General features: G+C 49.7%; 10 protein-coding genes. All 10 read left to right on the forward strand.

Annotation, left to right across the window (positions count from 1 at the left end; translation table 11 throughout):
- The first annotated feature begins 129 nt into the window (after positions 1–129).
- The 10 genes from pflB (at position 130) to ACE3MQ_RS08765 (ending at position 15,278) form a co-directional block, all read left to right on the forward strand.
- Positions 130–2,391 carry a formate C-acetyltransferase gene (gene pflB / locus ACE3MQ_RS08720; RefSeq protein ID WP_379392216.1) on the forward strand — a complete coding sequence of 754 codons (2,262 nt, stop codon included), beginning with the start codon at positions 130–132 and terminating at the stop codon, positions 2,389–2,391.
- Between the two features lie 55 nt (positions 2,392–2,446).
- On the forward strand, positions 2,447–3,190 hold the full coding sequence (gene pflA / locus ACE3MQ_RS08725; RefSeq protein WP_379392217.1) for a pyruvate formate-lyase-activating protein: 744 nt from the start codon (positions 2,447–2,449) through the stop codon (positions 3,188–3,190).
- A gap of 178 nt (positions 3,191–3,368) precedes the next feature.
- Complete coding sequence (locus ACE3MQ_RS08730) at positions 3,369–4,745, forward strand: extracellular solute-binding protein (protein ID WP_379392218.1); 1,377 nt, start codon at positions 3,369–3,371, stop codon at positions 4,743–4,745.
- A gap of 27 nt (positions 4,746–4,772) precedes the next feature.
- Positions 4,773–6,584, forward strand: coding sequence for a cache domain-containing sensor histidine kinase (locus tag ACE3MQ_RS08735; RefSeq protein WP_379392219.1), 1,812 nt, complete (start codon positions 4,773–4,775; stop codon positions 6,582–6,584).
- A 38-nt stretch (positions 6,585–6,622) separates the two neighbouring features.
- Positions 6,623–8,245: a beta-N-acetylhexosaminidase gene (gene nagZ / locus ACE3MQ_RS08740; RefSeq protein ID WP_379392220.1), complete on the forward strand. Its 1,623-nt coding sequence runs from the start codon at positions 6,623–6,625 to the stop codon at positions 8,243–8,245.
- A 189-nt stretch (positions 8,246–8,434) separates the two neighbouring features.
- Positions 8,435–10,678: a copper amine oxidase N-terminal domain-containing protein gene (locus ACE3MQ_RS08745; RefSeq protein WP_379392221.1), complete on the forward strand. Its 2,244-nt coding sequence runs from the start codon at positions 8,435–8,437 to the stop codon at positions 10,676–10,678.
- Positions 10,679–10,855: 177 nt separating this feature from the next.
- Complete coding sequence (locus tag ACE3MQ_RS08750) at positions 10,856–11,311, forward strand: Fur family transcriptional regulator (protein ID WP_379392222.1); 456 nt, start codon at positions 10,856–10,858, stop codon at positions 11,309–11,311.
- A gap of 1 nt (position 11,312) precedes the next feature.
- Positions 11,313–11,588, forward strand: a complete 276-nt coding sequence (yidD, locus tag ACE3MQ_RS08755; protein ID WP_379392223.1) for a membrane protein insertion efficiency factor YidD — start codon at positions 11,313–11,315, stop codon at positions 11,586–11,588.
- Between the two features lie 425 nt (positions 11,589–12,013).
- Positions 12,014–13,993 carry a methionine--tRNA ligase gene (gene metG / locus ACE3MQ_RS08760; RefSeq protein WP_379392224.1) on the forward strand — a complete coding sequence of 660 codons (1,980 nt, stop codon included), beginning with the start codon at positions 12,014–12,016 and terminating at the stop codon, positions 13,991–13,993.
- A gap of 271 nt (positions 13,994–14,264) precedes the next feature.
- On the forward strand, positions 14,265–15,278 hold the full coding sequence (locus tag ACE3MQ_RS08765; RefSeq protein WP_379392225.1) for a metal ABC transporter solute-binding protein, Zn/Mn family: 1,014 nt from the start codon (positions 14,265–14,267) through the stop codon (positions 15,276–15,278).
- The last annotated feature ends 21 nt before the right edge of the window (positions 15,279–15,299 follow it).

Raw genomic sequence — 15,299 nt, forward strand, 5'->3', positions numbered from 1 at the left:
GGATTCGGCTAAATATACAGTTGACTTATCAGTGTCAGAGTTGTGAAAATTATCACAAATTTTAGGGATCCGAGGTGCGGGATGTAAACCTTCAACCCCGCATACACTATATAAATGGAGGGAATAAAGATGTCGGTGATTGAAAGAGAAGTAAAAGAAGTACAGTCCGCTTGGAGAGGCTTTAAAAAAGGTAAATGGATGAAGGAAGTCAATGTACGCGATTTTATCGACAACAACATTGCACCTTATCTCGGTAACGAATCTTTCCTGGCAGGCCCTACGGATAACACGGTTGCCCTGTGGGACATCGTGTCCGACCTGACCAAGAAAGAGCGGGAAGCCGGTGGAGTACTCGATGTTGACGTAAACACGCCATCCTCGATCGTATCTCATGCTCCGGGCTACTTGGATAAGGACAAAGAACAAATCGTCGGTGTGCAAGGCAGCGCGCCTTTCCAACGTACGATCCATCCATTCGGCGGTATTAACATGGTGTTCAATTCCTGTAAAGCTTATGGATTTGATTTGCCAGAGAGCATTATTGACATGTTTACAACGATTCGCAAGACGCACAACCAAGGCGTTTTCGATGCATATACTTCAGAGATGAGAGCGGCTCGTAAAGCCGGGATCATTACAGGTCTTCCCGATGCTTACGGACGGGGCCGGATCATTGGCGACTATCGCCGCGTAGCCCTTTATGGGGTAGACTACCTGATTAAGCAAAAACAAAATGAACTGAAAAGTCTTGAAGTCGATGTGATCGACGAAGACGTTATCCGTCTGCGCGAAGAACTGTCTGAGCAAATCCGCGCACTCGGAGAATTGAAGCAATTAGGCGAGATGCATGGCTTCGATATTTCCAGACCTGCTACGACAGCGAAGGAAGCATTCCAATGGCTCTATTTTGCATACCTCGCTGCGGTTAAGGAGCAGGACGGCGCGGCAATGTCTCTTGGACGCGTATCTTCCTTCCTCGACGCCTACATCGAGCGTGATCTTGCTGAAGGAACGATTACAGAAGTAGAAGCTCAAGAGCTTGTCGACCATTTTGTCATGAAGCTGCGCATTGTAAAATTCCTTCGTACGCCGGAATACAATGATCTGTTCAGTGGAGACCCTACTTGGGTAACCGAATCGATCGGCGGGATGTCTGTACAAGGCACTACTCGCGTAACGAAGAACAGCTTCCGCTTCCTGCATACCCTTTATAACCTGGGGCCTGCGCCTGAGCCTAACCTGACGGTGCTCTGGTCTGAGCAATTGCCAGAGGACTTCAAGAAATATTGTGCGAAAGTATCCATCGAGACAAGCTCGATCCAATATGAGAATGATGATCTGATGCGTCCGATCTACGGGGATGACTACGGAATCGCCTGCTGCGTATCCGCGATGGAAATCGGGAAGCAAATGCAATTCTTCGGTGCCCGTGCGAACTTGGCCAAAGCGCTCCTGTACGCGATCAACGGCGGCAAGGACGAGAAATCCGGTGCTCAGGTTGCTCCTGAATATCCGGTCATCGCTTCCGAATATCTCGATTACGATGAAGTGATGAAACGCTTCAAACCGATGATGGAGTGGCTTGCCAAGCTGTATGTAAATACATTGAACGTTATTCACTACATGCACGATAAATATTGCTACGAGCGGATTGAAATGGCCTTGCATGACCGGGACATTCTCCGTACGATGGCTTGCGGCATCGCCGGTCTATCCGTAGCGGCAGACTCTCTCAGTGCCATCAAATATGCCAAAGTTAAACCGATCCGCGACGAGAATGGCATTGCGGTAGATTTTGAAATCGAAGGCGACTTCCCATGCTACGGCAACAACGACGATCGGGTTGACCAAATTGCTGTTGAACTCGTAGAAAGCTTTATGGGTATGATTCGCAAGCATAAGACATATCGTAATGCGCTGCCGACACAATCTGTTTTGACGATTACCTCTAACGTAGTGTATGGTAAGAAGACAGGTACAACGCCAGACGGACGTAAAGCGGGCGAGCCATTCGCACCAGGGGCTAACCCTATGCACGGCCGCGACAAGAAGGGTGCTCTTGCATCCCTGAGCTCTGTTGCCAAATTGCCTTACGAGCACAGTCTGGACGGTATTTCGAATACATTCTCCATCGTGCCGAAAGCACTGGGTAAGGAAGAAGAAATCCGCAAGAACAATCTGGTCGCCATGATGGACGGATATTTCGGCAGCGACGCGCATCACTTGAACGTTAACGTATTTGATCGCGAGCAATTGATGGATGCGATGGAGCATCCTGAGAATTACCCGCAGCTGACGATTCGCGTATCCGGTTATGCCGTTAACTTCATCAAGCTGACTCGTGAGCAGCAGCTGGATGTTATTAACCGGACATTCCATGGTTCGATGTAATAAAAGCAGGGTATGAAATTTAATAAATGCAGCCAACACAGAAAGGGTGACGAACATGCTTAAAGGTCGCATACACTCATTGGAAACATTCGGAACGGTCGATGGCCCGGGCATTCGCTTCGTCCTTTTCATGCAGGGCTGCTTGCTGAAATGTCAATACTGCCATAATCCGGATACCTGGAGCCTGACGGACGGGAAAGAAATGACCCTGGAAGAGGTACTTGCTGAAATTGAGCCATACCTGAACTACTATCGTTCGTCAGGCGGCGGGCTGACGGTTTCCGGCGGGGAAGCAACGCTCCAGGCGCCGTTCGTAACGGAATTGTTCCGTGAGGTGAAGAAGCGCTGGAACCTGCATACGACCCTCGATACGAACGGTTATAATGAAGGCCCGAAAATCATCGAGCTTTTGAATGTCACCGATCTGGTTATGCTCGATTTGAAGCATATCGACAACGAGAAGCATATCAAGCTGACCGGAAAGCCTAATGAGCGTATGCTGAACATGGCTAAATGGCTATCTGATGAAAGACGCAGCATGTGGATCAGGTACGTGCTTGTTCCCGGGCTAACTGATGATGAACAGGATTTGCTGAATCTTGGACGATTCATCGGGGAGCTGCACGCTGTAGAGAAGTTTGAAATACTTCCTTATCATCAGATGGGCATATACAAGTGGCAGGAGCTAGGCTGGAATTATCCATTGGAAGGCGTGCCTTCGCCGACGGAGGCAGAGGTTCAGCGGGCATACGATCTGATTGAAGAAGGCAGGAAGCAGACAGTATCCGCAATTTCTTAACAATATAAATATTCACCGAAGAAGCCCCAATTAGTTGCTGACTAGTTGGGGCAATTTTTTTATCACTTCCGTATCGTCTAATCCTCCCCCTGTTCTAGAGATTTGTTACCTTACTAAATGGGAGGGCTCAGTTTATAATATAGATAGCTTCATATAAAATGGGGGGCTTAACAACCATATGAGAAATCGTTCCACGTTATGGCTGCTCCTGTTCTTCATGGCTGTGGTGTTTCTTGCAGCAGGCTGCGAGAAGAGAGCTGACGACATCAACAGCACAGCGGGGGACAACGGCGCATCCAACCATGGACAGACACAGCTCAACGATGAGCCTTTTGAAGTTACGATCAGGCACACGCAGATCGGGGAGTCCAAGAAATTTCGGCTGGCCATTCTGAAGGATGTTGTCCAGCAGACCGAAGCGGATATTCCTGGCTTAAAAATACGGCTGGACGCCGTGGATTCCGAGGTGAACCGGAAGGAGAAGCTGCGCGGCGAGATGGCTGCCGGCAAGCCGCCGGATATATTTGACGTGTTTGGCAGCCCGGATTCCGGCATATATGCGCGCGAAGGGCTAATGCTCGACTTGACCCCGATTTTGGAGGAGCTTGGGCTTAAGGATAAAATCAGAGGGCTTGAGCCCTACACACATGACGGCAAAATCTACGGCTTGCCATCGGGGGCGTCAATTGAGGGCTTTTTTTATAATAAAGCTTATTTTGAGGAAAAGGGGCTGCACGTTCCAAAAACGTTAGCAGAGCTGGAGCAGCTGGCGGAAGCCATTCAAGCGGATGGCAAAATTCCCTTTGCCCAATCCTCCAAGGAAGCCTGGGTTCCATTAATGACGACGAATAATTTGTGGTCTTATTTTGCTGGCTCCGAGATCACCTTTGGTTTTAGGTCGGGCCGTGCGAAGTGGACAGACCCAGATGTTGTAAGAGCCTTTGAGAAGCATCAAGAATGGGTGGAAAAAGGGTACTACAAGCCAGGAGAGCTGGCTGTGGAATATACCGAAATGAGAAATCAAATCATTAGCGGCGAAGCGATCATGATGATGGATGGTTCCTGGGCGAATTCCGTATTTAGAGATCCGGTTCAAGCAGGTGATTTAATAGGGAAAATCGGTTATTTCAATATGCCGCCGGAGACAGAGGACAGTCCTTATATCGTCATGAATGATTTTAATAACGGGTACGGGTTTTCGAGCTTCATGGCTGATGATCCGCGAAAATTGCAGGCAGTCAAGCAGTTCATCCAAAACTTTTGGACGGAAGAGATGCAGCTTCGAGGATTAAAGGAGGACGGCGTGCTGCCGGCTTTAATCATTGATAATGAGCAATTGTTGGATACCGTGGACGATCCCTTGCTCCAGGATATTTTTAACGGCGTGGAGCAGATCGATATATCTTATCCTGCGTATGACGCGCTCGTTCAGACGCCTGTGAATGAGGCTTTGAGTCTTGGCATTCAGCAAATGATCAGCGGAGCGGTGGAGCCGAAGGCGATGCTCGAAGCTCTGCAGCGATCGCAGGATGCAGCTAATACAGAGCTTCCATAGGCATTAAATTCAGCTAGGAGACGACTTATGAATCTGAGGATCAAAATGTTGACAGCTTTTCTCGGACTTGTCATCGTGCCGCTGTTCATCCTTGGCATCGTCACCTTCTTAGTGACCTTTCAATCGATCGAGAAGAAGCACAGCCAGCAAGCCGAGTATTCGCTCAAGGCCATTAGTTACAGCATCAAAAAAGTGTTTCAAGAGATGGACAATGTGACGGATAACGGGATTTCCAACGAAATTTTTAAAATGGCGCTTATGGCCGAGGATCCCGAGTCGCAAAACCTGGTCAGCCAAATTCAATTGAACGAAAATCAGAAGAACTTCCGCTCATTGCTCTATAACCACCCTGCTATCGACTACGCCTTTTTGTACAGCGCGCAGAGAAACGGCGAGGTCTCCAACGTGGTGACCTTGTTTAACAAGGAAAGCTTTCAAACCCTGCCGTACGAGAAGTTCAGGCTGCATCCCTTATATGAGGAAGTGAAAGCGCTCAAGGGTCAATCCAAGTGGATTGCGCCTTATGAATATCCCGAGCTGACGGGTTCCGAAAACGTATTCACGCAAATCCGGCTGATCAAGGATAAGCATACAATGAAGCCGCTGGGCATTTTAGCGGTGCAAATCAAAAACTGGGAATTTGAGCGCATTTTCCAAAATTTAAAGCTGGGCAGCGAGATGAACGACACCCGCTTCATGCTGGTCAATGACGATGGGTTAGTCTTATACGATCATCAGTCCGAGTTTGACGGCGAGCATATTCAGTATCACATCAACAAAGCATTTCGTCCGAATGATAACTACCAGAGCTTCAAAGGGAAATTCAATGGGCAGGAGAGCATCATATCTATTTATAATTTACAGGGATATCCATGGAGCTTGGTGTCCGTAACCTCCTGGAGCTACTTGTCGCAGGAAATAACGACCTTCGCCAAATGGTTTATTGCCATCCTTTTCATTTGCTTGATTACGGCGATGCTGTTCAACGTGCTGTTCATGAACCGAATTACCGGGAATATCGGCAAGATCGTCCGCTTCATGCGTAAGGTAGAGGCGGGAGATTTACATGCACGTGTGGAAGAGAAGGGCGATGACGAGTTATTTTTGCTGCAAAAAGGGTTTAACAATCAAATGAACAAAATCAATGAGCTGTTCGAGCAAGTGAAGATGGAGCAGGAGCAGAAGGCCAATGCGGAGCTGCGGGTTTTGCAGGCGCAAATCAAACCGCATTTTCTCTTTAATACGCTGGAATCGATAAACGTTCTCGCCATTCAGAATGAAGGCCGGAAGGTTAGCGAAATGGTGCTGCGCCTCGCCAGCATTTTGCGCATTAGCATTCAGGAGAAGGAGGAAATCAAGCTCAGTCGTGAAATCGAGCATTTGTACAGTTACCTGGAGATTCAAAAGATCAGATTCGACGATCTGTTCGATTATACCATCGATATCCCGGCAGAAATGATGCATTATCAGCTGCTTAAATTAACGCTTCAGCCCTTGGTGGAGAACAGCATCCAGCATGGTTTTGAAGGGATTGAGTATCCGGGACATGTCGCGATTACCGGCTTCCTGGAGGAGGACAGGATGGTGCTGCGCATTGAGGATAATGGGATTGGCATGACCAGCGAGCAGTTGTCTTGCTTACATTATGCGGAGTTGGATCATGGGAAATACGATGCGCTGAACTCTTATCCTAGTCCAGAGAGACAGGGGCTGGGCTTGCGAAGCGTTCACGACCGGCTGCGATTGAAGTATGGGCGTAAATACGGCCTGTTCATCTGTTCAGCCCCTGGGCAGGGGACGATCATTCAATGCACTATTCCGAAGCAAAGCTTTACTTAATCTTTTAAATATATGAAAGCAGGTGTTGAGGGTTGGTTATGTCAAAATTAACACTAGAACAAAAAATTGGACAAATGTTTATTTGCGGTTTTCCTAGCCTCGTTCCAAGTGAAGGAATCAAGGCATTGATCGCTGAGCATCATTTGGGCGGCGTCATTTATTTTCGCCGGAACATCGACAGCGTCGGACAGCTGGCCAAGCTATCCGCCGATTTGCAGAAGCTGCCCCGCAGCACGCCGGAAATTCCTCTCTTTATTTCCATGGATCAGGAGGGAGGCATGGTAGCCAGGCTGGATCATGACGGCGTGAGCCGGATTCAGGGCAATATGGCGCTGGGAGCCGCGAATGATTTGTCGCTGACCGAAGAAGCGGCCGTTCTGGCCGCCAAGGAGCTAACCGCTCTCGGCATTAACCTGAATTTTGCCCCATGCGTCGATGTGAACAACAATCCGGCCAATCCGGTGATCGGCGTTCGTTCCTTCGGCGAAGATCCGCTAAGGGTGGCAGAGCACGGGGTATCCGCGATTCGCGGATACCAGAGCCAGGGAGTGAGCGCCACAGCCAAGCATTTTCCAGGGCATGGCGATACGACCGTCGACTCGCATCATGGCCTGGCAAGTGTGCCGCACAGCCGAGAACGGTTATACAGCGTAGAGCTCCCGCCATTTCGTAAAGCGATCGAAGCCGGAGTCGATATGATCATGACAGCGCATGTCATATTTCCGGCATTCGAGCCGGATGCAATACCGGCGACATTGTCACGGCGCGTCCTCACCGATCTATTGCGTAACGAGTTGGGCTTCGAAGGCGTAATCATCACGGATTGTTTGGAGATGCATGCGATTTCCAAAAGCTGCGGAATCGCCGAAGGGGCTGTTCGTGCCATCGAGGCGGGCGCAGATATCGTCCTGGTCAGCCATACTCTGGAGGAGCAGGTACGGGCTATTCAAGCGGTATGTGCTGCCGTCCGCAGCGGCCGGCTGACAGAGGAACAAATCGATGAATCCGTTGCGCGCATTCTGGCCTTAAAACAAAAACGCCTCGGTCAAGCGCAGGCTGATTTGCCTGTACAACCCGTCGCAATCCCGCTGACTCCTGCGGAAGTGAGTGAGCCGCTGCTGCGCCGCATAGCGGAGAGCAGTGTTACGCTTGTGAACGATAGGAGCGGCAACTTGCCTTTAGCTCCTGAGGAGCCCGTGCTCGTGGTCTGGCCGGAGCTTCGCCACCGAACCGAGGTGGATGAGCCGGCAGTGCATCGGTATACGCTGGCCGACGCGCTCTGTCCTTATACGGAGCAAGCGACGCTGGCTGTGGTCGGAACATCTCCCGAACAATCGGAAATTCAGGACGTCATTGAGCAGAGCAGAAAATTTAAGCAAATTATCGTGATTACTTACACCGCAGAAGGAGAAATTTCCGAAGGTCAAATTTCCTTGATTAAGGGATTGAATGAAATTCATGGTTCTAGTATTATAGTTGTATCCACACGGAATCCATATGATATTAATTCTTTTCCTGAGATCGGAACGTATTTGTGCCTGTACGAGAATCGACAGTACTCGCTTGATGCGCTTGCGAAAGTGCTATTTGGACAGCTTCGCCCGCAGGGCAAGCTTCCGGTAGGCCTCAATCCAGAATTTCCGATGGGACACGGCCTGTAGCCTTGGAGTGCTGCTGATTCTAATATGGTACTAATTACCTATCAAGCCGGTAAAAGTCCGTATTATTGACGGATTTTTGCCGGTTTTTGCGTATCTGTAGTAAAAGTAGCAACTTTTTACCTGATTCGGCGTTAAATAATAAGTGTACAAGTGACAGTATTAAACAATGGGAGCAGAAGGAGTTTAGCAATGAATTTGAAAAAAATGGTCCTCACCACCGTATCGATTGCTTCACTAGTGACCATGGTTCTACCTGTTAGTGCGGCAGAGACCGTACCCGGAAGTATCCTAAGCACTGAAGACAATGCAGCAGCTCACAGGAACGCAGATGCCGGCTTAACAGATGCTCAAGCGGGCATAACCGATAAAGAAACCAGGGAGACAGAGCAAACTGGGCCAACTGATCAGCTCGACAAAAGCGGGCAAGCCGAACAGAGCCTCTCAAGCGATGCCCCGTTGTTAAATGATACTCAGCAGTCCAAGGAGACGAATCCATCGGCAAATGTTCAAGAACCGGGACTTATAGCAACGGGGACGACGAGTGCGGCCGAAAATTCGGATGTAAGCCAATTGGTTCTTATGATGAACAGCAATAAAATGTATCAGAACGGCAAGCTATATCTAGCCTCGCATCCGATGACTGTCAAGGATGGAGTATCCTACATTTCCATCCGGGCGATCGTAGAGCGCACGGGATTGAAATTATCTTATGATAATCATACGAAAGAGACGGTTATTCGGCGAGGCGGCGATGAGCTGCGCTTCAAGCTGAACAGCAGGAACTATAAAGTAAATGGAACCGTCAAGCCAATGAAAGGCTCCTCGTATTCCTCCAATGGTGTGTTTATGGTTCCCCTTACCTCCATTACGCAAGCTCTTGGCATACCCTATACGGTAAACCAGCAGGAGAAGAAGGTTGTTCTCAACCTGTCAACGAAGCCAGTTGCTTCTTTCAGCATTGGAAACCCAGAGATTTTTGCAGGCGAAACATTGGTTCAATATATGCCTAACGCGTATTCACCAAAAGGACTGCCTATCGTGGAAGAGCAATGGGAAGGACGGGAAGACATATTCGCGTCGCCAGGCAGATTCGTGGTCAGCTACCGCGTCAAGGATTCCAGCGGGCAGTGGAGCGACACGTTTTGGTTGACGGTTACCGTCAACAAGCCGCATACGCCTCCGATTGCCGACTTTACGACGAATAAGGACACCTACAAAATGGGTGAGCTCATTACATACACGGACTATAGTACGGACGAGGACAACGCGATTGTGTCGCGGGAATGGTTGAACAATGAGCTGGCCTTTTTCCTGCCAGGGCCGAAGACGATCCGCTTGACGGTGAAGAACAAATACGGACTTTCCTCGACAGCGGAAAAGACGATTATGATTACGGACGAGACGCTCTATTCACGGGATGATTTCTACAAGCTGTATACGCCAGTCGGCAGCAAATACTCGTTTGACGGCACGAAGATTCCAACCTGGAGTAAAGTTCCATATCAATATGAGTCAGAGCCGGTAACGTTAATTCGCAGCAACAGTCCAGAGACGGTTTATTCCGAAGGAATTGTTTACCGGGAAGCGGCGATTGGAAATACGAGATTCATGCTTCATCATGTGAATTCAACCAGAAAGAGCGTGAAAATGTACGTTATTGCGACGAACCATAATTCGGAAACCGCCCGGCTGACCCAGACGAGTCTAGGGATGGGGGGACCAACCCGATACGCAACGGCTTCTGGGAAAATGTCTGTCCAGCGTTATTTCGAATCCATGCAGTACGGCAATAAATACAAGGATGTATGGCTTGCCCCAGGTCAGAGTAAAATCATTTTCAATGAGCTAAGCTCGAATGTAATGAGGCAGGGAGATGTCATTTCCCTATTTGCGGACTTATACAGCGATAGTACGATTCAATATCATGTTGTAATGGTTCAAAGCACGAGGGATCCAATTAAAGCCTTGCAGAATCTGTCGGTTCTCCCGCAGGACAATCATAATCGGGGAACTTATTACGAAGCGACGAGAAATATTCAGTACGGGGATCTGCTCGGTCTCACGCCTTCCCGATTAATGATCGGCGACAATTCTCAGGATCCTTATCTGATCGGTAAAGACGGCCCGACGGGAACGTACCAAATGAATGCGGGTAACTTCGGCGTGCTGTACCGGATCAAGCTCCATCGGGTCGCTCCGCAGACATTGATTACGTTTAACCCGCGAGGGGGGCAATACGACGGAGTAATCATGGTGAACGGCCGAATCGTTCAGCTTCCCGAGACGAGCGGCTTGAAGGCTCCTCACGAAGCGGGTGTACTGCACCGGACAGGCGACAGCGAGGAGACGGTTGAAATGCTGTTTACGGCTGCGCCGGGCAGCAGCTTGGCCGTTAATCTATTATTCCAGCCATTACCAGAAATCAAACATTAATATTGTAAAAATGTATACTTCCGAGGCAGGCCAAAACAAAATTCATTGGTCTGCCTTTTTTTGATGCTGCTTGGTGCGGAGAGGGCTTAGCTTCATTGACGATGCTGTTTTTTTCGGGCATTATTAGTAGAGACGCATGCATAAAGCATAACGAAAGTTCAGACGGGAGGTATGCACATGCTGTCGAAAGAACAAATTATCGGGATCATGTCCGCCCGAGGCCTGCGGATTACAGATCAGCGGAGAACGCTGGCCAAGCTTTTCGCAGAGCGAGATGGATATTTAACGCCTAAGGACGTTTATGAATATATGGAAAAAATATACAGTGGACTCAGCTTCGATACGGTATATCGCAACTTGCGAGTGATGGAAGAACTGGGGGTGCTGGAGCAGGTCATGTTCGAGGATGGCCTGAAATTCCGGGCCAGCTGCAGTGAAGGGCATCACCATCACCATATGATCTGCCTACAGTGCGAGCGGACGTATCCGATTCACTTTTGCCCCATGCCTTTGACGGACGCGCCTGAACAGTTCCAGGTCGTCAAGCATAAGTTTGAAGTGTTCGGCTATTGTAAAGACTGCCGGCCAGAGCTGGGCGGCGAGCGATTGCCGCAGCACAGCGGGACATCATAAGATGGGGATTGTACGCAAAGCGGTCAAAGGCCCGATTATCTTCTATCGTAAATTTATTTCGCCGCTTAAGCCGCCGACTTGCAGATTCTATCCTACTTGCTCGGCATACGCCCTGGAAGCGATCGAGGTGCATGGCGCGGTAAAGGGCTCCTGGCTGGCGGCCAAACGGATTTCCCGCTGCCATCCATTTCATCCTGGCGGATTGGATCCCGTACCGCCGAAGAAAACGACAGGGTCGAAAGGCGACGGCCAGCTGGGAGACCGAAGTTCGATCTGACGTACCCTTAAGCTCGGATCTGGCTGTCTTCGGCTCAGCCAAATCGCTTGACAGCTTTCACGTCTTTTTTTAAGATAGAAGGTAAACGTATCAGCGATTAGAATTTTTAATATCTTTCCGACGAACGGATAAGTACGAAGAAGGATTCAGTGACAGAGAGCCGGGGGAGCTGCAAACCGGTCTGAATCGGCTTTGGAAAATGGTCCGGGAGGAACTGCTTTCGAGCCAGCGGCAGCCTTTAGGCTATCAGCGGTAAGGGAGCGGCGCGCAATCCGGCGTTAATGGAGGGTCGTTAAGACCGACTGAGCCTGTCGTCTGCGAAGACGGAGGGAATTTGGGTGGTAACGCGTGAGTCATCTCTCGCCCCATAGGGGGTGGGAGTTTTTTGTTTTTTTGTGGTTGAAAATGAAGGAGGATTATGGAATATGGTTGAGAAAAAAACATTCTATATTACGACACCGATTTATTATCCAAGCGACAAGCTGCATATCGGTCACGCTTACACGACGGTGGCCGGGGACGCCATCGCTCGTTACAAACGACTGCGCGGCTATGATGTTCGTTACCTGACCGGTACGGACGAGCACGGTCAAAAAATCGAGCGCAAAGCCCTGGAAAGCGGCAAGACCCCGCAGCAATTCGTCGACGACATCGTGGTCGGGATTAAGGACTTGTGGCGGAAGCTGGACATTTCCAACGATGACTTTATTCGGACGACAGAACCGCGCCACAAAATCGTCGTTGAGGAAATCTTCGACCGTTTGCTGAGGAAAGGCGATATTTATAAGGGAGAATACGAGGGCTGGTACTGTACGCCGTGTGAATCGTTCTTTACGGAGCGTCAGCTCGTGGAAGGCAACTGCCCGGACTGCGGACGTCCGGTAGAGCTGGTCAAGGAGGAGAGCTACTTTTTCCGGATGAGCCATTATGCGGATCGGCTTCTGCAGTTCTATGAGGAGAACCCGGGTTTCATTCAGCCGGAGTCGCGCAAGAACGAGATGATCAACAATTTCATCAAGCCGGGACTGGAGGATTTGGCGGTATCTCGTACGACATTCGATTGGGGCGTCAGAGTCAAGGGAGATCCAAAGCATGTCATTTACGTCTGGATCGATGCTCTGTCCAACTATATTACGGCGCTTGGCTACGGCACGGATCATCCGGAGCTGTATGAACGCTACTGGCCTGCGGATGTTCATCTCGTCGGCAAGGAAATCGTCAGATTCCATACGATTTACTGGCCCATCATGTTAATGGCGCTCGATCTTCCGCTGCCTAAAAAAGTATTCGGACATGGCTGGCTCCTTACCAAGGGCGGAAAAATGTCCAAATCCAAAGGAAATGTCGTAGATCCGAACATGCTGATTGACCGTTATGGTCTGGATGCAACGCGGTATTACTTGCTTCGCGAGGTTCCGTTCGGCTCTGACGGCTCCTTTACGCCGGAGAGCTTCGTGCAGCGCGTCAACTCCGATCTGGCTAATGATCTGGGTAATCTGCTGAACCGGACGGTCGCGATGATCGGCAAATATTTTGACGGTGAGCTGCCTGCATACCGTCCAAACGTTACGCCGTACGATGCCGAGCTGTCTGAAATGGCTTTGCAGACGATTCAGAAGGTAGAGGAGGTCATGGAGAATTTGGAATTCTCCGTAGCTTTAACAGCCATTAGCTCCTTCATCGGACGGACGAATAAATATATTGATGAGACACAGCCTTGGGTGCTTGCCAAAGACGAAGCGAAGCGGGAAGAGCTGGCTTCGGTGATGGTGCATTTGGCGGAATCCCTGCGGATTGCTTCCATACTGCTGCAGCCATTCCTGACGCAAGCTCCAGCAAAAATATGGGCGCAGCTCGGCATCGAAAAAGGAGAGCTAACCTCCTGGGAGAGCGCGAAATCGTTCGGCTTGCTTCCCGCAGGAACGAAGCTGGGCAAGGGCGAGCCGATCTTCCCTAGACTCGATGCAGAGCAGGAAATCCAGTATATCGTCGACTCGATGTCAGTAGGGGCAGAGCCTGCTGCGGAGGAGCCTGTGAAAGCGAAGGAGACAGCAGCCGATAAGCAGGAGCAGGAGACAAAGCCGGAAATCGGCATCGACGATTTTGCCAAGGTGGAGCTGCGCGTTGCTGAGGTCATCGCCTGCGAGCCGGTGCCTAAAGCGGATAAGCTGCTTAAGCTGCAGCTTGATCTCGGGTATGAGCAGCGTCAGGTCGTCTCCGGCATTGCGAAGTTCTATAAGCCGGAGGAGTTGGTGGGCCGCAAAGTGATCTGCGTTACCAACCTGAAGCCTGTCAAGCTGCGCGGCGAGCTGTCGCAGGGCATGATTTTGGCTGCCTCGCAGGGCGATAAGCTTACCCTTGCCACGGTTCCAGAAATGATGCCGAACGGGGCTGTGGTCAAATAAGTAAATAGCAGGCTGCGTGAAGTAAACAAGCAGCCGGATATAGCAATGAACCGCCAAAGGAGTGAACTGCACCCCAATTGTTAGACACGGTCTAATATTGGAGGTGCGGCTCAGAGCTTTTTGGCGGTTTATTTTGTCGTTAGCCCGACAACACTAAATTGTGACAAGACAGCAAAAGACAGATTTAGGCGGTTGACAATCGTTTTGTGTTGACCCTATAATCCTACTAGTAATAATTACGATTAAGCATGGACTAGGAAGGAAGATCATCATGGTGTCATACATGAAAATAAAAACGGGCTGGAAAGGCATAGTCTTGCTGTTGGCAGTACTGCTCTTGCTGGCTGGATGCGGAAACAGTACCAATGAAAGCAAGGTCGTCGAGGGGAAGGTCAACGTGGTGACCAGCTTCTATCCACTCTATGAATTTGCGAAGGAAATAGGCGGGGAGGATGCGCATGTCATTAATCTGCTGCCTGCAGGCGTAGAGCCGCATGATTGGACGCCCCGCAGCCAGGAAATTCTTAATACATCCAAAGCCCAGCTGTTTTTATATAACGGTGCTGGACTCGAGGGATGGATGGATAGCTTCCTCAATGGACTCGGAAGCGATTCCCAGGTGAAGACGGTGGAAGTAAGCCAGGGAATTTCTCTGATTACTAGCGAGGAAGAGGAGGAACATCAACATCAACATGGAGCGGAAAACGAAGGGCATCACGATGAGGATGGACATGAGCATGGGGAAACAGATCATGACCACGGTCACATTGACCCGCACACGTGGGTAAGCCCGAAATCGGCGATGATCATGGCTGAAAATATTAAAAATAGCTATGTCGAGGTCGACCCAGCCCATCGGGAGCAGTATGAAGCCCGCTACGAGCAGCTTCATGCTCGTTTGCAGGAGCTCGATAGCAAGTTCACGAATGAGCTGTCAAAGACGAGCCGAAAAGAGATCGTCGTATCCCACCAATCGTTCGGCTATTTATGCCGGGATTATGGGCTTACCCAGCATTCGATTATGGGCTTGACCCCGGAAGCGGAGCCAAAAGCCCAGGATTTGATTAATTTATCGAAGCTGGTCAAAGAACAAGGAATCCAATATATCTTTTTCGAGGAGCTTGTATCAGATAAGCTTGTCAATACACTAGCCTCTGAGGCAGGCGTGAAAACGCTGGTGCTTAACCCGGTCGAAGGGCTGACGAAGCAGCAGGAGCAGGCGGGGGACAATTATTTTACATTGATGGAGAAAAATTTGCAAAATCTCGTTCTCGCTTTACAATAAAGAGAGATATTTTAGCGGAAG

Source organism: Paenibacillus lentus (assembly GCF_042714055.1).
GTDB lineage: Bacteria > Bacillota > Bacilli > Paenibacillales > Paenibacillaceae > Fontibacillus > Fontibacillus lentus_A.

Bases quoted from the DNA above. Each gene is read 5' to 3' on its own strand.
- yidD (WP_379392223.1), top strand. From the start codon at position 11,313: ATGGGGATTGTACGCAAAGCGGTCAAAGGCCCGATTATCTTCTATCGT.
- ACE3MQ_RS08750 (WP_379392222.1), top strand. From the start codon at position 10,856: ATGCTGTCGAAAGAACAAATTATCGGGATCATGTCCGCCCGAGGCCTG.
- pflB (WP_379392216.1), top strand. From the start codon at position 130: ATGTCGGTGATTGAAAGAGAAGTAAAAGAAGTACAGTCCGCTTGGAGA.
- ACE3MQ_RS08735 (WP_379392219.1), top strand. From the start codon at position 4,773: ATGAATCTGAGGATCAAAATGTTGACAGCTTTTCTCGGACTTGTCATC.
- metG (WP_379392224.1), top strand. From the start codon at position 12,014: ATGGTTGAGAAAAAAACATTCTATATTACGACACCGATTTATTATCCA.
- ACE3MQ_RS08745 (WP_379392221.1), top strand. From the start codon at position 8,435: ATGAATTTGAAAAAAATGGTCCTCACCACCGTATCGATTGCTTCACTA.
- pflA (WP_379392217.1), top strand. From the start codon at position 2,447: ATGCTTAAAGGTCGCATACACTCATTGGAAACATTCGGAACGGTCGAT.
- ACE3MQ_RS08730 (WP_379392218.1), top strand. From the start codon at position 3,369: ATGAGAAATCGTTCCACGTTATGGCTGCTCCTGTTCTTCATGGCTGTG.
- ACE3MQ_RS08765 (WP_379392225.1), top strand. From the start codon at position 14,265: ATGGTGTCATACATGAAAATAAAAACGGGCTGGAAAGGCATAGTCTTG.
- nagZ (WP_379392220.1), top strand. From the start codon at position 6,623: ATGTCAAAATTAACACTAGAACAAAAAATTGGACAAATGTTTATTTGC.